We start from the raw sequence: 22970 nt of genomic DNA on the forward strand, positions 1-22970 counted from the left end.
CCACGGCGAGCATCTTTCTGGCGCTGCTCGATGGACCGGCGCCGCTGCAGCTCCAGGCCGCGCGCTGGATTTTGTCGCGGAGCCGGGCGCTGGCGGAGCGGGTGGGCTACGGGAAACCAACCATCCCTGCTCCCCCGGAGGGGGAGCAGGGAATGATGGGGCTTCTCGCGCCCCGCCGTAAGGGCTCTTCACCACAAGAAAAAAATTTTGAAATTGTAAACCCGAAAGGAGATCCAACGAATCAGCGAACCACCAGCACGTCGATGTGCGCACGGGCAATCACGCCCTCGGTCACCGATCCGAGCAGCGCGCGGCTGATCGCCGAGAGGCCGCGGGCGCCCATGACGATGGTGCCGGCGTTGAGGGCCTGCGCCTGCGAGATGATCGTGTCGGCCACCCACCCGAAGACCACGTTGTGCGTGTCGGCGCGTTCCTGGCCCAGGGTGTCCTTCTCGAACTTCTTGAGCCGCGCCATATCCTCGTCACGAAGCTCGCGAATGGCTTCCTCGTCGTGGAGATCGCTGGCCACGCGCTGAAGATAGGGGATGTAGGGGTTGGCCGTGACCTTGATGAGCGAGAAGCCCATCTTGTTCTCGTCGGCCAGGCGCGCGGCTTCCTTGAGCGCCTTGGCAGAAATTTCGCTCATGTCGACTGCGCAACAGAGGCGGCGAGGAACCACAAAACCATCGAAACTATCGCGCACGACGTAGACGTCGCCCTCGAACTCGCGAATCACGCGAAGCGCGGTCCGGCCGAGCACGCGTTCCTTCACGCCGCCGTGTCCCTGTCCGCCGATCATGATGCCAACGGCGTTGGAGTCGGCGGCAGCTTCGAGAATTTCCTTGGCAGGCCTGCCGCGATCGGCGCGGACGACAATCTCGGGGATCTCGGTTCCCTCGGGAAGGCTGGCCTTCACCGTTTCGATCTCATCCTTGAGCGCCTGGACGATGATCTCCTCGTCGGGGATCGCTTTCTTCGAAAGGATGTTCTCGTAGAGGTGCTCGTCGATCACGTGGTGGACCTTGAGTACCTTGCCCTTGCCGAAGGGATAGCCCTGGATGGCCAGCGCCAGCGCGCGGCGTGCGTACTTGGAGAAATCGTAGGGAATCAGGATTTCGGTCATGGTCTTGGCGGCCCCCCGGTCGTCTTGAGCTGCCCTCGCGGGCTTCTCTTTCAGGTGGCCTCATTCTGCCACCTGAGGGCGGCCTTGGCCATTCCCGACCCCGAAGAAGTGGCTCCAAAGAAAAATCCCGCCGCCGGGGTTGCCGGCAGGCGGGATTCTCCAGATGCAGTATTTGGCTGAATCAGGAAGGATTCATGAGCTGGCCAAGCTGCATGGCAAGGCTCATGTCGCCGGAGATGACCATGCGGCCTTCCATAAACGCCTGCTGCGGGTTGAGCTCGCCGGTGTTCATGGCCTTCCAGTCGTCGTAGCTCAGCTCCATGGTCATGCTGGGCTCGGGGTGGCTCTCTTCGTTGACCTTGAGGGTCTTGTCCTTGATGTGCATGGCCCATTCACCGCCGTTGTCGCCGGTGACCTTGAACTGGATCACGCAGTCAAAGCCCTCAAGCTTGTCGGCGTTGGAGGCGTCGGCCTCGAACTGCTCGACGAGAATCGTCTCATAAAACTCTTTGGGGGTCGCATTCTTGATACGCTCTTTGATGTCACTCATCTTCCTTCTCTCCTTGCTGAGTGGATTCTTGGTCTCCCTCCCATCCCAGTGGAAACCGGACGAGCCGCGTTTCCCCCAGCCGGGTGAGGAAGTCCTCCCGGTAATAGCGGTTGGTTGACTCTTCAGTCAATAGGAGCGTGTGGGTCCCCGGATCGACCTGGATCGACCGGCTCCCGGAGGCCTGGCCCAGGGCCCTGCCGTCCAGATACAGGGCAAAGACGCCGGGCTCCGGCAGTTCCACCCGGACCGGGACTTTACCCTCTGGAATTACAGCGGTTTTGACAGATTCGGAAGTGCTCCGGGGAGGCGATTCCGGCGCGATCTCGCCCCGGTTCAGGCCCCAGATTCCGCCCGCCAGGGCGGTAAGCGCCACCAACCCGAAGGCCACTTTTTTTCGCCCGACGGCGCTTTTTTTCACCGGTTCAGAGCCCGCGATACCCCCGGGGAGCACGGCGGTCCGGGGGCTTGCCCGCCCCTCGGCGCCGGCGGCATCGAGGGCCTCCATGACGCGGCGAGACAAACCAGAAGCCTCCGCGATTTCATCGAGCGCGGCAAGCGCCCCGGCGTGCGTTACTCGGGAAGCGGGATCGCAAGTGAGCAAGCGTTCAATCACCGCGCGAAGTTCCGCGTCGCACTCATCCGGCCAGTGCGCGCGCTCGGCCGCCTCCATCCGGGCGAGCCGCTCGATCTCGGCTGCCGGCGTGGTGTCGCCGTGAACGGGCACGCCTGCCAGGCGCGCTCCGCTGAGTTCGGCGCCCACCAGCGCGAGCGCGTAGAGATCGCTCGCTGCCAGCGCCTTGCGGCCCAGCAGTTGCTCGGGCGCCATGTAGGCCGCCCGCCCCTGACGAATGCCCGCCTGGGTACGTACCTGGCTCTCGCGGCTCTTGGCGATGCCAAGGTCGAGCAGCCAGAGCTTCCCCTCGGGATCGAGCAGCAGGTTCTCGGGAGCCAGGTCGCGGTGCACGAAGTCGAGCGGTCGTCCCGATTCGTCTCGGGCCTCGTGGAGCCTGGAAAGAATCGTGAGCGCCTGGACAAGGATCGCGGCGACCTCCGGGGAACCCAGCGGCCCGGCCGCATCGAGCAACTCGCGCAGGCTAAGACCGGGAATGAACTGCTCGATGAGGAAGGGGCCCTCTTCGTCCTCGCCGGCGTCGTAGACAGCGGGCAGGCCCGGCCCGGCAAGGCGGCTCAGGAGCCGGGCTTCCTCGGCAAAGCGCAGGCGCATCTCTTCAAGACGCGCCAGCTCGGGCAGCATCCGCTTGATCACCACCCGCCGGGCGATCGTGCCCTCGGAGACGGCCAGAAACACCTCGGCCATGCCGCCCACGTGCAGTCGGCGGATGACCCGGTAACGGCTTGATACGGAAAGACTCTGCAATGCGACTGCCCCGCCCCCGAGGAATCAGCGAATGTTTCAGATGGCGTCCACGCTCACGAGCACCACGGTGATGTTGTCCTCGCCGCCGGCTTTGTTGGCTTCTTCGATGAGCGCCCAGCAGGCCGTGGCAAGGTCGCCGCGGTGGGCGTCGACGACCTGCGCGATGCTCAGGTCGCTGACCATGTTGCTGAGCCCGTCCGAACACATGACGAAAATATCGCCGGGCTGCACTTCATCGATGAAGATGTCCGGGAGGATTCCCTCGCGAATGCCGCAGGCCCGGGTGATGACGTTCTTGTAGGGAGAGGCTTCGGCCTCGGCCTCACTGATGGCGCCGGCGGCCACCTGCTCTGCCACCAGCGAATGGTCGCGGGTGACCTGGGTGAGCTCGCCCCCGCGCAGCCGGTAGGCGCGCGAGTCGCCCAGGTTGGCGATGTGGAACTTCCCGTCGGCGATCAGCAGCGCCACCGCGGTGGTTCCCATGCCGGTGCGCTCGGAGTCCTTGCCCGCTTCTTCGAGCACGCGGGAATTGGCCGCCCGCAGGCTGGTCAGGACGCGGTTGCTCTCCAGAGAGATGCCCGGCTGGAGCGGATAGGGCCAGGTGACGTCGGCCTGCTCCACGGTGCGGATGAAGAAATCGCGCGCCGATTCGAGCGCCACGCGCGAGGCGATCTCGCCGGCGTTGTGGCCGCCCATACCGTCGGCGAGCAGAAAGAGCCGGTGCTCGGGCACGAGAAGGTAGTAGTCCTCGTTGTGAGCCCGCACCAGGCCTGTGTCGCTCGCCCCCTCGGCGCGAATCCGGGGCGCCGTCGCGGCCGGAGAATTATCGGAATCGTTCATGGAATCACCGTAGTAGCAGCGCTTCCATTCTTTTCAGCACAGGCTCACGGCGTCAAGAAAAGGGCCGAAATTCCAGAGGTTTTTGGAGAAATTGTGCGAATCAGGAGGCCTTCACCAGCACAATGGTCACGTTGTCGCGCCCACCGGCCTCAAGCGCCGCGTCCACCAGGGCCTTGCCCGCCTTTTTCAGGCTTCCGTCGTTGTCGAGCAGGATCTGGCACATGGCCGCATCCGAGAGCTCTCCATTGAGCCCGTCCGAGCAGAGCAGGAAGAGATCACCCTTCTCGATCTCCACCGAGAAGATGTCCACTTCGAGCTCGTCGCGGCTGCCCACGGCGCGGGTGATGATGTTTCGCTGGGGGTGGGTGTCCATCTGCTCGCGGGTGAGCAGCCCGGCGCGGTACTGCTCGCCCACCAGGGAGTGATCCTCGGAGATCTGCTCGAACTCGCTGCCGCGAAGCCGGTAGATGCGCGAGTCGCCCACATTGCCGATGATGGCGTCGGTGCTCTTCTCACCCTCGTGGATGAGCAGGCTGACCACCGTGGTCGCCATGCCCATGTGCTCGGGCTCGCTGGCCGCGCAGTCGGCCACCTCGCGATTGGCCAGCAGGATCGAGGAGGCGACGATGTTCTCCTCGCGGGTCAGGTCCGCCTGGGGGCCGTAGGGCCAGGTGATCTCGTCGCCGGAGAGGGCCTTCTTCGTGAAGCTTTCCATCACCTCGGTGGTCATCCTGGAGGCCACCTCGCCGGCGTTGTGACCGCCCAGACCGTCCGCAACGATGAAAAGACCAAGCTTGTCGTTGGTCAGAAGGGCGTCTTCGTTGTGCTCGCGCACACGCCCGGTGTCGGTGATGCCAAAGGATTGAAACTTCACGGTCCGGCCAGTCTATGCAATCGCGGGCCGCGAAGCCATATGCGGTCGCGTCATGAACCCGAAGGCGAATTGGAGGGCTGCTGGTAGAACTTGAAGACGAAATCCTCGGGCTTGAGCCAGTCCATCTTGGCGATGTATTTCATTCCCTTGCGCTGGAAGAAGCTGGGCATGTCAAAATCGGGGTCGAGCGCCTTGGCCATCCCCTCGACGGTGATGTCGGAGACGAACATCATGGTCAGCTCCCGCTCCATCCAGATGTGGTACTTGCGCAGCAGGGCGAACATCTCGAAGATGATCTTGCCGAACTCCAGCTCGGCGACGGTCTTGCCCTGGAACTGCTTGGAGATCTCGAGGGCTTCGGTTTCCGCCTCCGCCAGGGTCTCGGGCGAGAGGGGCTCGCCCTCACGGTCTTCGAGGTAGGTCTTCAGAAGGATCGCCCCGTCCATGGTGGCCGTCGCCAGCACGAGTCGCAGGAAGCGCTTCACGTAGTATTTGGGCATCTCCACCACCAGCCCGGTATCGAGCAGGGTGAAGTGGCCGCGCTCATCGATCAACACATTGCCCGGATGCAGATCGGCGTGGATGAACTGGTGGCCGTAGATCATCTCGGAGTAGAAATCGAAGAGCCGCTCGGCCAGCACCGGCCGTTCGATGGGCGGATCGACCAGCACTTCGTCGAGCTTCTTGCCGGTGACGAACTCCATGGTGATGATGCGCCCCGTGCAATAGTCGTCGTAAATCTCCGGGAAGTGAACGAATTCCATCTCCTTGAGATGCTTGTCGAAGCGGCGGTTGTTCTCAGCCTCACGGGTGAAGTCGAGCTGGGCGCGAATGGCCTCACCGAAGGACTCAACCTGCGGCGAGAGGCGCAGCACGTTGAGGTAGGGAAGCCGGTCGAAGACCCAGGCCAGCCCCAGCAACACGGACAGATCGCGCTCCATGCCGCGCTCGATGTCGGGGCGGCGCACCTTCACTGCCGCGTGGCGCCCGTCGGAGAGCCAGGCCTCGTGCACCTGCGCAATCGATGCGGCGGCGATGGGCTCGCGGTTGATCTTCTCAAAGACCTCGTCGACGCCCTTGCCGAAATCTTCCTTGAAGGTCTGTTCAACATGCACGAAATCGAAGGGCGGCACCTGGTCCTGCAGCAGCTTGAGTTCGTCGATGATGTATTCGGGCAGGATGTCCGGGCGCGAGGAGAGAATCTGGCCGATCTTGATGAAGGTCGCGCCAAGGTTGCGGAAGAAATCGGTAAAGCACAGGGCGCGCAGCCGCTCGACCTTCGCGCGCAGCTTCTCGCGATCCCACACGAAGAGTGCATAGCCCGTGCGGAAGAAGGCGTAGCGGAGCATCTGCTCGAACAGATGGAAGCTGATGATGAAGAAACGAATCAGGGTCATGTGTTTTTCCGCCGGGTAAAGGTCGCCTGCTTGAGCGCCGGCTCGCCTTCAATGGAGTGCAGCTCGCCGCGCTCCCAGATCGTTTCGTCGATTTCAGGGAAGCGCACCGCGCCCTCTACTTTGATGTGGTCAGGCGCGTAGGTTACGTCGATAAAGTCCGCGATTTCCATTCCCGCGTGATAGATGCCCGCGCCGCCGATGAGCCAGATGCCGCCCTCGCAGCCATCGTTCTCGCAGCTCGCAACTGCGGCATCCAGGTCGGCGAAACATTCCACGTCGGGATGTTTCACCTGCTCGGGATGCGAAGTCACCACCACGTTGCGCCTTCCCGGAAGCGGGCGGCCGATGCTCGCCCACGTGTTGCGCCCCATGATGAGCGTGCCACCCATGGTCAGGGCCTTGAAGCGCTTGAAGTCGCCCGAGTAATGCCAGGGAATCTTGCCGTCGACGCCGATCACCCCTTCGGGCGAAATCGCAACGATCATGCCGATCCGACGCGCCATCAGACAGCGACCTTGAAAGAGATCGCCGGATAGGGGTCGTAGCCTTCCAGCTTGAACTTCTCGAGAAGTTCGGGCGTGTCCTTGTCCAGCAGGGCATGGATGTCGTCGAGATCCTTGAGCGAGGGATCGATCGTGAGCTTCGGAAGTGCGCGGGGCTCGCGCTTGAGCTGCTCTTCGAGCCCTGGAATGTGGTCATACTCGGCCATGCTGCCGTCCGGCTTTTTCGTATAGATGTGCGCGTCGATGAGCGTGTGCGCGAAGATGCCCGGGCGGATCCCGCTGAAGTGAGAGATCAGTTCGAGCAGGAAGGCGTAGCCTGCAATGTTGTAAGGCACGCCGAGCGCCACGTCGCAGCTTCGCTGCGTGAGGTGCAGACACAGGTAGGGCTCGCCCTTTTCGTCGAGCTGGGTGTTGAGCACCCACATCGCATGGCACGGCGGCAGCGCGCTGGTCTGCGCATTGCCGGGCGCCCAGGCGACGATCACCAGGCGGCGGCTCATCGGGTTGCGCTTGAGCTCGTCGATGGCGTAGCGGACCTGGTCGTTAAAGGCGGGCTCGCCCTCCGGAGTGTGCACGGGGAAGTGGCGCCAGAAGTTTCCATAGGCGCTGGGCACTTTGCCGTCTTCATCGGCCCACGGGTCCCAGAACTTGCAGTTGTGTTTCTTGAGCAGGTGAATGTGCGTGTCGCCGGAGAGGAACCACAGGTTCTCGACGACGATGTTCTTCCACGAAATTTCCTTCGTGGTCAGCAGCGGAAAGCCCTCGCGCAGGTCGATCTCATAGTTGATGTTGAAGGTCGAGATGGTATCGACGCCCGTCCGGTTTTCCTTCCGGGTACCCTTCTCCAACACTTCCCGAACCGTATCGAGATAGACCTTCACGGACGCTCCTCCCGCTGCCTCAAAGTCACGCGCTCACAAGACTGGAGGTCATAGCCGCTCGCGCCGGGCGTGGCCAACTGCGGAAGGGAGCTACCATCCCCGTTCGCCCTGAGGAGGCCCGAAAGGGCCGTCTCGAAGGGTTGAATGGGCCGCTGACGATTGAGGCTATCGATTCGTCCTTCGAGACGCCGCTCCGCGGTTCCTCAGGACGAACGGATTTCACCGTCGGTGCCGTCAGTCGATCAGCTTGGCCAGGTGGGCCTTGATCTTGTCCTTGACGCGGGGGTTGGGACAGCAACGGGCCGAGCGCTCGAAGGCTTCGTAGCACTTGCGCTTGAAGCCCAGCTTTTCATAGATGAGCGAGAGATTCTTGAAGACAATGAAGTTGTTGGGTTCGAGCTCGCCCGCTTTTTCGAAGGCTTCGATCGCCTTGTAGATCTTCTTCTGGCGCTCATAGACGCTGGCCAGTGCGTGGTAGGCCGGCGCGAGGAATTCATCGTATTCAACGGCCTGCTCAAAACACACCGCCGCCTGGTCGAACTCGCCCAGCTCGAAATGCCCCTGCCCCTCGGCCAGCAGGCGCTGGGCCTCGGCCTCGGCGGCGCGATCGGCGGCCGAGCCCTCGGCGCTCAGGAGCCCGTCGATGGTGGCAAGCAGGTCGTAGTTGCTCACCGGTTTTTCCAGCACCGCGTTGGCGCCGCTGAGTTCCTGCAGATCGGCGCATCCGCGCCAGCCGCGAAAGCTGTCGGTGGTCAGCAGCACCGGAACCGCGCCAAAACGATTGCTGGCCTTGAGCTTCTTCGCCACGGCGATGCCCGCCATTTCGTCAGCGGAAACCTCGAGCACGATGACGTGGGGAACGAACTGGGTGATGATCTGGAAGACCTGGTCGTGCTGCTGGGTCTCGCGCACGTCGTAGCCTTCGCGGCGCAGGGCCAGGCGCTGCTCGCGCAGTACGCCGGGGTCGCGATCGTAGAGAATGACTTGTCTGAGCTCGCCGGCATTCATGCTTGCTGCTCCGCTCTGTGATGTCGCCGCCGCTGCCTGCGCGGGCGCCGGGGCCTTTGCGGGCGGTGGAGGTGGCGCGGCCGCCGGGGCCGGCGGTGCCGCGGGCGGCGGCGGTGCAGGCGGTGGCGGGCTCGCGGACGCGTCGTCCCAACTGTCAAAGTCGACGGCGGCCTGCTCGTTCTCGGTCTGCAGGATCGGCAGCTCTTCTTCGTCGTCGTCGAAGTCGATCTGCCGCTCGGTCGGGCCCACACGGACCTCGGCCGGCGCCGCGCTTTCGTCTTCCGGAATCAGAATTTCCTGTCCGTATTCTAGCGCACGATACGCGCGGTCAATCAATTCGAGTAAATCCTGTTCACAACAGGCGACCGGTTCGACTTTCTTGGAGAGCATGGCCTCCACGTCGTCGCAGACCATCAGATCGGCGGGATTGGCCAGCGCCACGGCGATGCTGCGCTCGTTGCGGCGCACGGGCAGGCAGTGTTTTTCGAGGGCAAATTTCTGCGGAACGCTCTTGAGCAGGGTGAGATCGACTTCTTCGGTGCGCGGGTTGAATGCGGGAAGGCCGAACTGCTTTCCGAGCGCGCGGGAGATGGTCCAGAAGTCGGTGAATCCCATCTTCACCAGATGCGCGCCGAGCTTGCCGCCCCACTTCTGCTGCTCCGCCAGCGCGGAACGAAGCTGCGCGCCATCGATCACGCCGGCATTTACGAGCAAGTCGCCCAGTCGAATGGTCTCAGCCATGCAGGTCCCAGTCCCGGCGCGCCTGCGGCTGCCGGTTTCCCTCCCGGATCTACCCATCGTCCCATCTTCGGACAGGCAGCTCCATCGAGAGTGTCACAGCCCCGGCGCGGAAACAATACACCGTTGAAATGATTAGACATTTCTGGGCAAGTTCATGCTGTGAGTTGGGTTACGCCCGGGCCGGGAAATCGCTCGGAAGTTGCCTGAATGGCGGGAAACAAAGTATGGCTGAATCCACCATGATCAAGATTCAACGACCCGGCTGGCTGGCCGCTGCGCTCTGCCTCCTGACGCTCCCGCTGCTCTCCATTTCAGGCGCGCGCCCCGCAAGCGCGCGCACCCAGCGCATTGCCATGTCGCTGAGCTGTGAGACCCTGAGCGAGCGCAGCGGCGATACCGATTGCCATACCTTCATGATTTTCGGGAAGAAGTCGTTTTTCGACTCCCCGCTTCCCTACCGCCTGCGTTCCCACGCGCCCGGCGTGACCACCTGGCCGGTCCTCTCGGTCACCATCCTCTCCTACCGGGAGGCGAGCCCCGCACCCGACCAGGGCGAAGACCGCTATCGCTGGGACTACCGGGCGCTGGCCTTCTGGAGCCTCACGGACGCGGGCCAGACCCGGCCCTACATCGGGGACTGGTTCGACGTGAGCTCGGGCCGCGAATACGTGGGCGGCAGCGCCGGCGCGCAGGACACGGCCATGCTCCGCAACCCGCTCTTCCAGGGTGTGGCTGCCGAGCTGCCCGCCGAGCTCCACTCGGCCTACCGGCGTGTTCATGCAGGTGAGGGCAAAGCCCCCGAACCCGCGCCCACCGTGAAGTTCCAGCGCAAGGGCGCCTACCAGGGAGTCTGCGCCGAGCACTTTGGCGAGCCCGCCGCCCAGGCGGTGCTCGAGGGCGCGCTGAGCCGCCTGGCACAGATCCTGCTCTTCTCCCCGAACCTCGAGGGCGCGCCCGGCCCGTGGGAGGCGCTGCTGCTTCCCTGCGCCGGAGGAAGCAGCGATCTCGTCCTGCGCATGCGCGGCAAGGGCGTGCGCGCCGAGGCGGCCTGCACGCTGGCCGAACCGCTCATCTTCTCCGACACCGAGGGCAAGGTCGCCCAGTGCGTTCGCACGCTGGGCAAGGACCTGCGCAAGGAACTCGTCACCAGCTACAGCGCAATCAAGTCACAGCAGTAGCGCGCGGCTGCGCGATCACGGAAACTGTGTAGGGGCGAGGCATGCCTCGCCCTCCGATCGTTCCGCCCAGCCACGTCGCATGGCCCCCTCAGTCGCCGGCGTAAGGCGCCGCCGGACGGCTCCCCCAAGGTTGGGGGAGCGCGCATGGGTTGCGCGCTTCGCCCGCTCCCAAAACCCCTATTTTTCAACTTATGCAAGAAAACCCTTGACAGTTTGCAGGGGACTTATATAATCGGGCCATTCGATAGCCATACGTTGCCATACATGCACTGGCACCATATATGAGCTGAGTGGTTTTAACCGTGGTAAAAGCAATGCCAATCGGCCTCGTCTCCAACCCAAACCTTCTTTCCCAAGGAAGTTCCCACCCAATCACCACCAATTGGGGGCGCGGTCGGCTGGCATTGTTCTTTTCTTAGTATGGGCAAGTTCATTTCTCTGAAGGGGTAGATCTCATGACGAAAGCACAGTTGATTGAATCCGTAGCGAAGAATAACTCGGGCCTTTCCAAGCGGGCCATTGAAGGCGTCGTCGACGCGGCGTTCGAAGAGATGGCCAAGGCCATCAAGAAGGAAAAGCGCTTTTCCTTCCCCGGCTTCGGCACCTTCACCGTCCGTAAGCGCAAGGCCCGCAAGGGTCGCAACCCGCAGACCGGCGAGTCCATCAAGATTGCGGCCTCCAAGACCGTTGGCTTCAAGCCCTCGCCGACTCTCAAGAAGAGCCTCTAGTTCACTGTTTCGGGGGTCGCCGCGATCTGATAACAAATAGCCCTCACCTACTTTTTGCGGCGGCTCCCGATTTTTCAGGGCACAAAAGAAACCCCGCTCCACCTGGAGCGGGGTTTTTGTTTGCGACACAGGGGGGCTTGGCAAGCCAAACCCCTGCAGGCAGTGGCAGGGGTACGGCTTGCCGCGCGCCCATCACCCTCAGCGCGCCAGCCGGTCCTTGCCGGTTCCCAGCACCTCCAGCAGGGCCTGCACGCGCTCTGCCGGGTCGACCATTTCCAGGATTTCCTGTTTAAGATACCAGTCGCTCACCAGGTGGTGGGCAACGTAATCGGCGAGCACGCCCGGGTCGGTAATCCACTCCAGGGTGTTGAGCAGAAACTTCGCTGCCGGCTCGTCCTTGCCGAAGGCCAGGTTCTGCGCCTGTTTGCGAAGCGCCTCGGTCGCCTGGCTGAGTGACTTGCCGCGGGTGGGACGCGACCAACCCGGCGCCCCCAGCGGCTCGACCCGTGCGCGCACGAAGGGGTCCTGTTGCATGATCTTTCCCAGCTCGACCCGCTCGATTCCCTTGAGCTCGATGCGCCGTTCGTAGGCGCCGCCCAGTTCCCAGTCGGTCAGCTCAGCAAGAGTGGCGATGGGATTGGGCAGCAGCTTCTCGGCATATTGGGAATCCCACTGGCAGAGGGAGAATACCAGCCGCGGGGGCACTTCGCGTCCGGGGGTGAGCCCGGCCACCAGATCCTCAACGAGCAGGTGCTCGCGCTCTTCGATCAGGGCAACGGTCATCGTCACCTTGGGAAAGAGCACCGTCTCGGGCAGGACGAGCACCGAGTAGACGTTAGGATCGCTGATAGGGGGTACGGCTTTCATGGCCTCTTGCTGGGGGCGCTCTCTCTCGGCCTGGCGGGGCCGGCCCCGCCGCCGGATCAGCCCGCGCCGCGGGCGCTACCCCTCTGATAGTCGGCCCACTGCCCTTGTGACCAGAAAATATACTATAGGTGCTGCTCAAGATGAGCGCTCAAATACTGCACAAAACTACCGCCAATGGCCTGTCCATTGTCTGCGAACACGTTCCGACCGCCCCGGTGGTCGCCCTGCAAGCCTGGGTGGGCGTCGGCTCGGCCGACGAGACCCCCCAGGAGGCCGGGCTGGCCCACCTGCATGAGCACATGCTCTTCAAGGGTACCAAACGCCGCGGCGTCGGGCAGGTCGCCCGGGAAATCGAGGCGTCCGGCGGCGAAGTGAACGCCTGGACCAGTTTCGACCAGACGGTCTACCACATCACCATGGCCAGCAAGTTCTTCGATGCGGGTCTCGATGTGCTCTCCGACATGGTGCAGCACTCGGTCTTCGACGCCGAGGAACTCGCCCGCGAGAAGGAAGTCGTGCTCGAAGAAATCCGCCGCGGCGAGGACCAGCCCGGCCGCCGCCTCTCGCAGGGACTCTTCTCCGCTGCCTTCCGCAAACACCCCTATCGCCACCCGATCATCGGCACGCCAAAGAGCGTTCGTTCCTTCGGGCGCAAGGACGTCCTCGCTTTCTTCAACAAGTGGTACGTCCCCAACAACATGGTCTTCGTAGTGGTGGGTGACATCGAACCCGAGAAAGCGGCGGCCGCTGTCGAGAAGGCATTCCGCGCGGCCAAGCAGAGAAAGCTTCAGCGCCCGGCCCGCGCGCGCGACACGCTCACCCGCGGCGCGCGCACCTTCGCCGAGCTCACCGACACCGGTGATACCTACCTGGGCCTTGCGTGGCAGGCTCCCGAGCTGCTCCACGAGGATGCGCGCGTGCTCGACGTGCTGGCCGAAATCATGGGCGGCGGCGATGCTTCGCGCCTTTCGGAGAGCATCCAACAGGAAAAGCAGCTCGCCAGCTCGGTCTACGCCCACTGTTATACCCCCAAGGACCCGGGCCTCTTTATGATCGGCGGCAACCCCTACGCGGGCAAGGAACGCGACACCGTGCGCGCCATCGCAGAGGAACTGCGCCGCGTGCGCGAAGACGGCGTGAGCGACGAGGAACTCCAGCGCGCCAAGCTCAACCTTGAATCCGAGAGTGTCTACGCGCGCCAGACCGTGCAGGGACGCGCGCGCAAGTGGGGCGCCGCCCTTCAGACCGCCGGCGACCTGGAGTTCGAGCGCAAGTATCTCGACGAGATTCGCGGGATCACGGCCGAGGACATCCGCCGCGCCGCCCGTGAATATCTAAGCCCCGAGCGTGTGAGCGCCGGCATCGTCGCGCCCGATGGCGGCGCAACCGGCGCCGCGAAAAAGAAACGCGAGCAGGCGCTGGCCGCTGAGCTCAAAAAGGCCTTTGCCTCCGAGAAGACAAAGGCGCCCCGCACGGGCGCCGCGAAGAAGTCCGAGGGGGCCCAGCTCTACAAGCTCTCCAACGGGCTCCGCGTGGTCGTCGAAGCCAGCCAGAGCGTGCCACTTGTCTCCTACCGCTGGGCTGCACTGGGTGGCTCACGACTGGAATCTCCCAAATCCGAGGGCATCTACCACTTCCTGGCAGAGATGCTGCCGCGCGGCGCTGGCGATCGCACCGCCGCCGAAGTCCGGCGCGAGGCCGAACACATCGCCGGCGCGGTGCAGGGCATGGCCGGTCGCAACACGACGGGCACCGGTACCCAGTGCCTCTCGCGCTTCTGGGATCGCGGGCTCGAACTCTTCGCCGACGTGACACTGGCACCCACGCTGCCCGAGGATGAGATGGGACGCGTGCGGGCGGAATCCTTCGCCGCACTCGAGCGCGAGAAGGACGCCCCCACCCAGATGCTCTTTTCGAGGCTCCGCGCCGAGCTCTACGGCGGCCATCCCTACGGCTACCGGATTCTGGGAAATCGCGAGAACATCGAAACGTTCAGCCGGAAAGATCTGAGCCGCGCCCACACCCAGCTCCTGAATCCCTCGCAGATGGTGCTCTCGGTCGTGGGCGACGTCGATGCCGAGCGCGTGATCGCCCGCCTCGAAGCGCGCTTTGGCCACCTCAAGCCGCGCTCCGGCAAGGACAAGGCACTCAAGGTGAGCGCTCTCAAGAAGCCGCGCTACGCCGAGATCCTGCTGGACCGCCAGCAGGCACACCTCGCCATGGGTTTTCTGGGAACGCGCATCAGCGCGGCCGATCGTTACGCCATGGAAGTGCTCAACACAATTCTCGCCGGCCAGGGCGGCCGCCTGTTCACGAACCTGCGCGACAAGCTCTCGCTGGCCTACACCGTGACTTCCTTTGCCGTGGAGGGGATCGAGCCCGGGCTCTTCGCCACCTACATCGGCACCGCGCCTGAGAAACTCCAGACCGCATTCGACGCAATGATGCGCGAGCTCGACCTGATTCGCAGCAAGCAGGCCGGCCGCGACGAGATCACACGTGCCAAGCGCCACCTGATTGCCTCGAACGCGATCGATCTGCAGAGCCTGAGCGCGCGGGCGGGGACCTACACCCTCAACGAGCTCTACGGACTGGGATACCGGGCCGACAAGGCCTATGCGAAGGTTGTGAGCGCAGTGAGCGCCGCTGACGTGCGCGCAGCGGCTGAGCGCTACCTGCAGCCCGGTCGCGGGGTGCTGGCGGTGCTGCGCCCCGAGGGCGCGCTCTCACTGGAGAGCGGCTGGCTGGGTCAGTGAGCCGCGTGAGCGCGAGCGCGCCCTTCTCTCCATAAATACGTCGACGCCGATCCCCGCGAAGGCGAGGAAGAAAATGAGTACCTGCGCGCGGTGGCGGTAGGCGGTGCCGACATTTCCCTCCACCAGCGAGTAGGTCAGCGTCACCGTCGTCACGAACATGAACAGCGATGCCAGCCGCGTCGCGTGTTGTTCGAATGCCCGCTTGATCCCGATGATGACAAACGGCACGAGCCCGTACCACAGGAATACTTCAGGCAGGGCCGCGAACTGCAGGTTCGATTCCACACTCCAGGGAAACGGCGCCAGCAGGAAGTAGGCGATGCCGATCGGCAGGTGAAGCAGCGCACTGCCCAGAGAGCCGACGCTCGACCCCGCACCGAACGCCGATCCACCGATCGCGAGTTTCTGCCGGGCCGACTCGAGCCCCTCCAGGCTGACCTGCTCGACAAGCGGCTCCACGATTCCCATCTCACGCAGGACGATCACCAATAGTACGAGTATCGATATGCTAACCAGAAAACGCCGCGGTGAAATGACCTTCCCCTGCCCGGCAATGGCGGCCAACGCCAGCGAGGCCAGCAGAATGTTGGCCAGATAGTCACGCAGCGTTGCCACCAGAAACACGCCGAAGGCGAGCATGAGCCACGCGCTCAAGCGCTTGCGCTCGCTCCAGTCAAGGACCGCATCGAAGCAGAGCACAAGCCCCAGCACCACCAGTGCGTCGCGGATGGCAAGCGCACTCCAGAGCGTGAGCGAGGGGCAGAGGGCGGCAAACACGCCGGCCAGCAGGGCCGCCCGCTGCGTTGCGATGCGACCGGCAATCCGAAAGAGTCCCACCACTGCCAGCGCGCCCGCCACAGCGTTCACCAGCTTGGGAAGCAGCATGCTGGAACCAAATACGTAGTAGATCGAACCGACGAATATGTAATAGAGATTGCCCGGATTCATGAACCAACTGGGCGGGCCTTCGATCTCACCATGCCATTCCTGCGCCAGGAAAGTGCCCGCGTAGTGGTAGCGAACCTGGTCGGGCGCCACTGCGTTGGGGTCGATGAACGCCGTCGTCACGGCTGCCAGTGCCACCCGCAGCAGCAGCGCGAACACAAACAGGCGCACCGCGTAGCTGCGCTGCGTGGCGTCCGCTCCGCCAAAGATGAGAAACGGGACCGAGAAAGCCAGCAACAACGGCAAAAGAATGAAATAGCCCGCGGCGCTGCTTGTATCGACGGCAATGAACCGGCCCGACCACAACGCAACCGGGACCAGAACCACCAGCACCAGCCACGGCACGGATTCATTCTGCAGCTTCAACGCCATGGGTACAGTTGTACCCGCTGGACGCCGGGAATGGGAAACGCCCGCGGGGGGACGGTATTGCCCGAAGAGCTTGCGTTCGGTATGTATCGGCCTGTATCCAACGACCTGAGGAACCCGAGGGGGTTGAAATGCTGGACAAGAAGTTCATCGGGCTTGAATCGGACGTGCCGCAGATTTTCGAAGTCGAGAAAGGCGCCATCCGCAAATTTGTCGACGCCATCGGCGACACCAATCCCATCTACCGTGACGAGGAAGCGGCCAAGGCCGCCGGCTACAGTGCGATTCCCGCACCTCCGACCTTTGCCATCAGTTTTTCATTCGAGGTGAAATCCGGCGGCGTGCGCGACAAGATCTCCATTGATATGAAGCGCGTACTCCACGGCGAGCAGCACTTCTTCTACAAGCGCCCGTTGCAGGTCGGCGACAAACTACGCTGCAAGCAGAAGGTCATCGATATCTCCACCAAAGACGGCAAGTCCGGCGGCATGGATTTCCTGACCATCGACTCGATTTTCAGTGATGCCGAAACCGGCGAAGAGGTCTGTACCCTTCGCGGAGTCACGGTGATCCGCCACTAGAAATCCCGCCCGCACAGCAAGCGAATCAAGCGACGCTGAGCCCACTCGGGCTCAGCGTTTCGTTTTGACGATGGTTGCGTTCTTGACGATCTGAATGGGAAGCTGGAAACGCCCGCGCTTGAGCGCGTCGGTGTTCACGTAGAACTGGGTCGCCGCCGACTGGCTGCTGCTTGTTCTTTTGTTTTTCTTAGGCTTGCCCTGCAGGGCGGCAATGGACTGGCTTACGATCGCCGTGGCGGATACTTCGGCCGCCATTTCGAGGCCCAGCACAGCGCCGTGTTCCACGGCAGCCTTTCCCGTAGCGAAGACGGGAACGGGATTGCCCGCGCCATCGAATGCACGCAGGGCATCCATGAAGTTCTTCCAGTTCCCCGCGGTCCAGTAGGAATCGGGCAGGATCAGTCCGGCCACCGCGTCGGGAAGCGCCTTCGCAAGCGCCGCCGCGGGGCTTTCCCCCGAATCGAGATCGACGCGAACGAGATTCACGCGCAGGCGGTCGGCCGCTTCCTTGTATTGATCCCACAGCTTGCTCGCCTTGCCGGGCGCCATGGGGACCAGCACCTTGCCGTTTTCGGCCACGGACTGGCGAAGCATCGCCACCACGCGGTCCACGGGCACTGCGAGCGGGTCACCACCCCCACCAACGGCGGCCGATACAACGCGCACGCCGCGGCGCTCGAGTCGCTCGGCCACCTGCGTGGCGTCGGCGTCGGCCAGCATCACCACCAGGTCCGGAGATTTGAGCGCAATCTGGTCTAGATCCTTCGAGCGCGCGCTGCCCTGCACCGCGGCCGTTGTGATTTCCAATCCCGCAAGCGACCCACTGGCCGCCTTGCCCAGCGCACTCTGGATCGAGGCGAGCGTGGACTTCGAGAGTCCCGTGTCATGCACGATCATCGCAGCCGGCGGCTTGCCGGGCGTGAGCTTCACGTTCGGCGGCGTGTGAATTGCCTTGTAGAAGCCGCTGCCGCCGCCCAGGGGAAAGCCCGAGAGCATGCTGACCGTTGCGTCAAAGTGGTACGTGCGCCCCTCCAGCGAGGTCCAGTTCAGGAAGCGGAACCCCACTTCGGGGAGCTGTCCGGGCACGAATTCCGGCCCGAAATCCCCCTTGGGGTCGTCGAGGAAGTGGATTTCTTTCTTGAGGGAGAGGTCGCGCGCGAGATCGATGACGCCGAAAATATTGACGCCATTGCCCGTGAGCATGATCCACTCTTCGTTGCCCATGGGGATTGCCTTCTCCACCGGGCTCAAACGGCCGTCAACGAGCGTGCCGCGCGACATCGCCAGCGTGGAGAACGTCGCACCGCGGAAGTCGCGGAAATCGACACCGATCGTCAGGTCCACATTGCTCAGGAAGGCCGTGACCTTGCCGGGCAGCGTGAACTCAACGGGCACACGGATGGTGCGCGGCCCCATCTGGAACTGGGCCTTGATGGGCACGGACATCGGACCGATGGTGATGGTGCCCTCCAGGGCACGGATGATGCGCACCGGCCCGACGCGAATACCCACCACGTGGGCCTCGACGTCTTCTTCATTGAGCGAGAGTTCCACCAGCTCGCCCAGGCTGCGACCGGTCATGCGGACCTTCAAGCGGTCGATCAGGTTGATCTTCTTGCCGCGTCCGAGCGGGCCCTTGTAGTCCGCCGTCCGCACCTCATCGAAGATGATCGGAAACTTCTCACTGAAACCCAGAACAATGGCGTCGGACTCCGCCTTGTCTTCCTTGGCGTCGTACCAGACGTGCCGTTCCTTGGACGGTGGGGGCGGGTTGTCGAATGCAAAAATGTACAGGTAGCCGCGGCGCCCGCCGACCGGGTCGGCCACTTCGAGTTCGCGGGCGACCTTGTGCCCGCCGGGCCAACGGCCCGCATGCACGCGGTATCCCACATCGGGAAGCAGGAACACCAGCTCGTCGGTGTCATCGAGGACGCCCGGGCGCTCATCGGGGACCTTCGGCGGGGTATCGTCGAAGATGTAGTCGCCCCTGGCGTTCATTTCATCGATCTGAAAGGGAATCGGTACCAGGCCGTCCCCCAGATCGGAATAAATGCGGATTTTTTCGTTGGACTGGCCGACGAAGGCCGAGAGCTCGCTCCCCTTGACCACCCGAAGCAACGTGGCCCGGTTGGGAGAGCTGAAGACCGGGGGCGCGGCGTAGGCGGCACTTGCAAGGGCCAGCATCGCCACAATCAATCCGGGGATGCACCAGCGCATCCCGACGCGCGTTTGATGAACGTACACACTCGCCCCTTCTGCTCAGAGCAACAGGCCCGATTCAGTGCTGAATCGGGAAATCTACAGAACTAGATGAAGTTTGGGGCGGTTTGTCAGACGGGTCAAGCCCGCCGCTGAGGGCTATCTGGAGGCCACATGGGTGGCGTTCTTGATAATCTGGATCGGCAGCTTGAACTTGCCCCACCGTAGCGTCGCCGGGTTGATGTACATCTGCATCGCCGGGCTGGCCGACGCGCCGCCGCCCTCCGCGCCCTCTCCCTTGAGCAGGGCGATCACCCGGGAGGCCACTTCCTCGGCATTGTTGCCGGCCGAGGTCCCCAGCCCCAGGAGCGCGCCCTCGGCCACGCCGTCCCGGCCGGTTACGAACACCGGTTTGGGCCTTGGAAGACCCTTGATGAATTCAAGCGCGCTGTGGAAGCGGCCAAAATCACTTTCGGTCCAGAACACATCGGGCACGATCAGGATCGCATCGGCAGAAGCGGCATCGGCGCCAAGCGCCTGGGCCACGGTCGTCTTCTCGTCGAGCAGCACGTGCTGCAGTTTGATCCCGCTGGTGGCGGCCGCTTTCTGGTAGGCCGGAAGCAGGGAGCGGTCGCGCCCCTTGCCGGTCGGGAACAGGATTGTCGCACCGGGATTCAGGCACTGCTGGATCATCACCATTACCCGGTCGGGCGGAACCGAGCCGAGCGACCCGCCGGTGCTGGCCCGAAGCGAGCGGATGCCCCGCTGGGCAAGATACTGCGCGGCTCCATCAATGTTGGTCTGGAGCACCACTACCCCGGCCCCGGAATCAGCCAGTTTGACCAGATCGCTCTTCGCGCCCGAAACCAGCATCAATTCCACGCTCGCTGATTTCTCACGCGCGGCGATGACATCGCGAACCCGCGCAGCCTCTGCCGCGCCTGCCTTGTCGTGTGCGATCACGACGCGAGGCCCCGCGCCGTCGGTCGCCTTGTGGCCAACGCCATTTTCCAGGGACTTGAACACCCCGCTGCCGCCGCCCCGGGGGAAGCCCTCCAGCGCGGCAATGCGGGCCTCGAGCACGTAGCTCTTGCCCTCGAGCGAGTGCCAGTTCACCAACTTGAAACCCGCCTCCGGAAGCTGTCCGGGCACGCTCTCGGGGGGCTGCTCGCCATCCACGCTGTCGATGAAATGGACTTCTTTCTTGAGCGTGAGGCTCCGGTCGAGCACGACCTGCCCGTAGAAGTTGATCCCTTTGCCGGTGACCATCATCCACTCTTCATCGCCGAGCTCGACATTCTGCTCGGCACGGGTCGTCTTGCCGTCCACCAGCGTGCCGCGATTGAACGCGAGCGTCGAGAAAGTCCCGCCGCGAAGGTCGCGCAGGTCGACGGCCAGCAGCACGTCCATGTCGCTCAGGAAAGTGCGGATCGGGCCGGGCATGGTGAAGCTCACCGGCGCGCGGATAAAGCGCGGGTAGAGCTTCATCTCGATGTCGAGGGGAACTTCCGGCACGGGGCCGAGCTTACTGAAGCCCTTGATCTCACGAATGACGCGCACCGGCCCTGAACGCGTGCCCACGATGTGCGACTTCACGTCTTCCTCGGTGATCGCGATCTCGATCAGGTTGCCTAGCGTGCGGCCGCGAATGCGAACCTTGAGCCGGTCGATCAGATTCATCCGCACGCCGCCGTTCACGTACTCGGCAAAGCCGACATCAGTGAGCACGTAGGGATACTTCGGGTGAAAACCCATCCGCGATTCAGCCGACGTCACGATGTCGCGGGCGCGATCATATTGAATGTGCCGCGCCTGGGAACGGGTCGGCGGACGATCGAAAGAGAAGATGTAGATGTAACCCACGCGCCCGGTAACCGGGTCGCTGAGTTCGATTTCGCGGCCGATGCGCACGCCCGAGGGCCAGCTTCCCGTGTGCACGCGAAGCCCCGCGTCGCGAAGCAACACGACGAGTTCGTCATCGGCGTCCAGCGCGTCGGGCCGCTCGTCCTTACGAACTTCCTCACCATCGTCGAGGACATACTTGCCCGCGAGGGTGCGCTCGTCGATCTGGTAGGGAATCTGCTGAAGACCATCGCCCCAGTCGGCGAAGACGCGTAGCGATTCGAGCGGAGCATTCTGTAGGCGCGGCAGGTCGGCTCCGGGAATGATGTGTGGAAGGAAAGAGCGATTGACGCCGTCGAAGACAGGACCACGCGTTGCCGCACGCGCCGCTCCCGTCAGGGCAACGAGCGCCGCAAGAACAGCAACTACAACGGATTGGCTACGCGAGCCGATCATTCTGCCTCCCCCTCCTACCGAGCAAGCACGATCCAGCGCGATGAGAACGGCCCGGAAAAGACCGTTTGTTCTCAAAATTTTGAGCCATTTGTCACGGCCGGTCAAACCGGAACATCCGCGCTTGCCCCGCCGTTACAGGCGCTCTAGAAGTGATTCAGGCCTGCATCGGCCCGCCAGTGCGGATTCCGGGCGAGGAGTGTCGCAAAATGAAGCAGTCATTTAATTCCGTTCCTGGCCGGCGCGCCCGCCCCCTGCTCGCTTTTCTGGCCCTGCTGGCGCTCGCCGCCTGCAAGAGCGGCCCACCACCGAGCATCGAGGAGGTCATCACCGCGCGCATCGGCGAGGTCGAGACCGCCGCCCGCGAGCACCAGCTCAAAGAAATCAAGGCCGTCGTCTCGGACCGCTACGCCGACGACAAGCGCAACTCGAAAAAAGAGATCAACCAGCTCCTGACCTATTACTTCTTTCGCAACAAGGCGATCTATCCCTTCGTGCGCGTGCAGTCGGTCGTCTCGGAAAATCCCGAACGTGCCAGCGCCGAGTTGCTCGTCGCGCTGACCGGCACCCCCGTCGCCCAGGCCGAAGATCTCTCGGGACTCAACGCGGATCTTTTTCACTTCGTCCTTGAATTCTCGCTCGAAGATGACGAATGGATGGTCACCGGCGCCACGTGGCGGCGCGCCGAACTTGGAGATTTCCTGTGAGCAAGAAACCACTCTTCTCCGTTTCCCTTGTTACCTGGAACGGCGGCGAGCTCGCCGAGCGCTGCATCGAAAGCGTGCTGCGCCAGCCCCATGATCTCTTTGAGTTGATCGTCGTCGACAACGGTTCAAATGACGGCTCGCTCGCCCGCATCGAGGCGCGACTCAACCGCGCGCGCGAAGAGGGTTTTTCAAACCGCATCCGTCTCGTCACGAATTTCACCAACACCGGTTACGCCAGCGCGCAGAACCGTGCCTTCGAACACGGCACGGCCGATTACGCCTTCGTCCTCAATCAGGACGCCGAGCTCGCGCCCGATCTGCTCGAAACGCTTGCCGGGGCGATTCGCCGCAACCCGGACACGGCGATGTTCGCCGTGAAGCTGCTGGACGCCTCGCAGGAAGGTGTGCTCGACAACGTGGGGCTCACCTTCTGCGCCGACGGTCAGAACCGCGGGCTCGCCCACGGCGAAAAGGATTCCGGCCGCTACGAGGAGGTCCAGGAAGTCTTCTGCCCCTCCGGTGCGGCAGGCGTCTACCGGCGCAAGGAACTCGAAGCAGCCGGCGGATTCGACGAGGACTACTTCGCCTACGGCGAGGACTTCGAGCTCGGCCTGCGCCTTCGCCGCATGGGCGCACGCTGCCTGCTCGTTCCCCATGCGGAGGTCACCCACCAGGGCAGCACCACCCTGGGCGCTGCCTCCCCCAAACGCCTGCGACTCATCGAGCGCAACCGCGTGTGGACGCTGATGAAGCACTGGCCGCTCAACCGCCTGGCACAGGCGCCGGGCGCGTCGGTGGAACGATTCCGCGCCCACTGGGAACAGGCGCAATCGGGCGAGGGCGTCGCCGCCGACTTCGTGAGCGAACGCGGGCTTCCCGCGCTGGTGGGAACAACCGCGAGCGCAAACCTCGAAGCCCTTCGCGGCGCGCCGAAGATGCTACTCAAGCGCGCGCAGCTCGCCTTCCAGCACCCGCTTTCGGGGCGTCAGCTCGATGAATGGATTGAGGATTTCGGCTGCACGCCGGGGGATCTGGCGCGCGGGGTCTGAG

At 63.6% G+C, this 22970-nt stretch carries 19 protein-coding genes; 6 read left to right on the plus strand and 13 right to left on the minus strand.

Going from position 1 to position 22970, the window contains the following annotated elements; all coding sequences use genetic code 11:
• Positions 1–241: 241 nt before the first annotated feature.
• The 9 genes from KDH09_01270 to KDH09_01310 form a co-directional block, all read right to left on the minus strand.
• Positions 242–1123, minus strand: coding sequence for a universal stress protein (locus KDH09_01270; protein ID MCB0218298.1), 882 nt, complete (start codon positions 1121–1123; stop codon positions 242–244).
• Between the two features lie 181 nt (positions 1124–1304).
• Entirely contained in the window at positions 1305–1673 is a 369-nt protein-coding gene (locus KDH09_01275; protein MCB0218299.1) for an SCP2 sterol-binding domain-containing protein, read from the minus strand.
• On the minus strand, positions 1666–3051 hold the full coding sequence (locus tag KDH09_01280) for a serine/threonine protein kinase (protein MCB0218300.1): 1386 nt from the start codon (positions 3049–3051) through the stop codon (positions 1666–1668). The genes KDH09_01275 and KDH09_01280 overlap by 8 nt, the downstream gene beginning before the upstream one ends.
• Positions 3052–3087: 36 nt before the next feature.
• The gene (locus KDH09_01285) at positions 3088–3891 is read right to left on the minus strand and encodes a Stp1/IreP family PP2C-type Ser/Thr phosphatase (protein ID MCB0218301.1); all 804 of its coding nucleotides are present in this window, start codon (positions 3889–3891) and stop codon (positions 3088–3090) included.
• A 100-nt stretch (positions 3892–3991) separates the two neighbouring features.
• Positions 3992–4765, minus strand: a complete 774-nt coding sequence (locus KDH09_01290; protein ID MCB0218302.1) for a Stp1/IreP family PP2C-type Ser/Thr phosphatase — start codon at positions 4763–4765, stop codon at positions 3992–3994.
• Positions 4766–4815: 50 nt separating this feature from the next.
• Entirely contained in the window at positions 4816–6162 is a 1347-nt protein-coding gene (locus KDH09_01295) for an AarF/ABC1/UbiB kinase family protein (GenBank protein MCB0218303.1), read from the minus strand.
• Positions 6159–6665: a dihydrofolate reductase gene (locus tag KDH09_01300; GenBank protein MCB0218304.1), complete on the minus strand. Its 507-nt coding sequence runs from the start codon at positions 6663–6665 to the stop codon at positions 6159–6161. The genes KDH09_01295 and KDH09_01300 overlap by 4 nt, the downstream gene beginning before the upstream one ends.
• Positions 6665–7546: a thymidylate synthase gene (thyA, locus tag KDH09_01305; protein MCB0218305.1), complete on the minus strand. Its 882-nt coding sequence runs from the start codon at positions 7544–7546 to the stop codon at positions 6665–6667. The genes KDH09_01300 and thyA overlap by 1 nt, the downstream gene beginning before the upstream one ends.
• 234 nt (positions 7547–7780) lie before the next feature.
• The gene (locus KDH09_01310) at positions 7781–9295 is read right to left on the minus strand and encodes a tetratricopeptide repeat protein (GenBank protein ID MCB0218306.1); all 1515 of its coding nucleotides are present in this window, start codon (positions 9293–9295) and stop codon (positions 7781–7783) included.
• A gap of 224 nt (positions 9296–9519) precedes the next feature.
• Between KDH09_01310 and KDH09_01315 the strand changes: the two genes are divergently transcribed.
• Positions 9520–10473 carry a hypothetical protein gene (locus KDH09_01315; protein MCB0218307.1) on the plus strand — a complete coding sequence of 318 codons (954 nt, stop codon included), beginning with the start codon at positions 9520–9522 and terminating at the stop codon, positions 10471–10473.
• Positions 10474–10928: 455 nt separating this feature from the next.
• Positions 10929–11201, plus strand: a complete 273-nt coding sequence (locus KDH09_01320; GenBank protein MCB0218308.1) for an HU family DNA-binding protein — start codon at positions 10929–10931, stop codon at positions 11199–11201.
• Between the two features lie 198 nt (positions 11202–11399).
• On the opposite strand, the gene KDH09_01325 is transcribed toward KDH09_01320, so the two are convergent.
• Positions 11400–12068, minus strand: coding sequence for an LON peptidase substrate-binding domain-containing protein (locus KDH09_01325; GenBank protein ID MCB0218309.1), 669 nt, complete (start codon positions 12066–12068; stop codon positions 11400–11402).
• Between the two features lie 140 nt (positions 12069–12208).
• Between KDH09_01325 and KDH09_01330 the strand changes: the two genes are divergently transcribed.
• Positions 12209–14824, plus strand: a complete 2616-nt coding sequence (locus KDH09_01330; GenBank protein MCB0218310.1) for an insulinase family protein — start codon at positions 12209–12211, stop codon at positions 14822–14824.
• On the opposite strand, the gene KDH09_01335 is transcribed toward KDH09_01330, so the two are convergent.
• Positions 14795–16141: a glycosyltransferase family 39 protein gene (locus tag KDH09_01335; GenBank protein MCB0218311.1), complete on the minus strand. Its 1347-nt coding sequence runs from the start codon at positions 16139–16141 to the stop codon at positions 14795–14797. The two genes, KDH09_01330 and KDH09_01335, sit on opposite strands and share 30 nt — an antisense overlap.
• Positions 16142–16269: 128 nt before the next feature.
• Between KDH09_01335 and KDH09_01340 the strand changes: the two genes are divergently transcribed.
• Positions 16270–16719 carry a MaoC family dehydratase N-terminal domain-containing protein gene (locus KDH09_01340; protein ID MCB0218312.1) on the plus strand — a complete coding sequence of 150 codons (450 nt, stop codon included), beginning with the start codon at positions 16270–16272 and terminating at the stop codon, positions 16717–16719.
• A 51-nt stretch (positions 16720–16770) separates the two neighbouring features.
• On the opposite strand, the gene KDH09_01345 is transcribed toward KDH09_01340, so the two are convergent.
• Together KDH09_01345 and KDH09_01350 are read right to left on the minus strand one after the other, a co-directional pair.
• The gene (locus KDH09_01345; protein ID MCB0218313.1) at positions 16771–18963 is read right to left on the minus strand and encodes a hypothetical protein; all 2193 of its coding nucleotides are present in this window, start codon (positions 18961–18963) and stop codon (positions 16771–16773) included.
• 114 nt (positions 18964–19077) lie between these two features.
• On the minus strand, positions 19078–21216 hold the full coding sequence (locus KDH09_01350; protein ID MCB0218314.1) for a hypothetical protein: 2139 nt from the start codon (positions 21214–21216) through the stop codon (positions 19078–19080).
• 206 nt (positions 21217–21422) lie between these two features.
• On the opposite strand from KDH09_01350, the gene KDH09_01355 reads away from it, so the two are divergent.
• On the plus strand, positions 21423–21920 hold the full coding sequence (locus KDH09_01355) for a hypothetical protein (GenBank protein MCB0218315.1): 498 nt from the start codon (positions 21423–21425) through the stop codon (positions 21918–21920).
• Complete coding sequence (locus KDH09_01360) at positions 21917–22969, plus strand: glycosyltransferase family 2 protein (GenBank protein MCB0218316.1); 1053 nt, start codon at positions 21917–21919, stop codon at positions 22967–22969. The genes KDH09_01355 and KDH09_01360 overlap by 4 nt, the downstream gene beginning before the upstream one ends.
• The last annotated feature ends 1 nt before the right edge of the window (position 22970 follow it).

It is taken from the genome of Chrysiogenia bacterium, assembly GCA_020434085.1.
Classification (GTDB): domain Bacteria; phylum JAGRBM01; class JAGRBM01; order JAGRBM01; family JAGRBM01; genus JAGRBM01.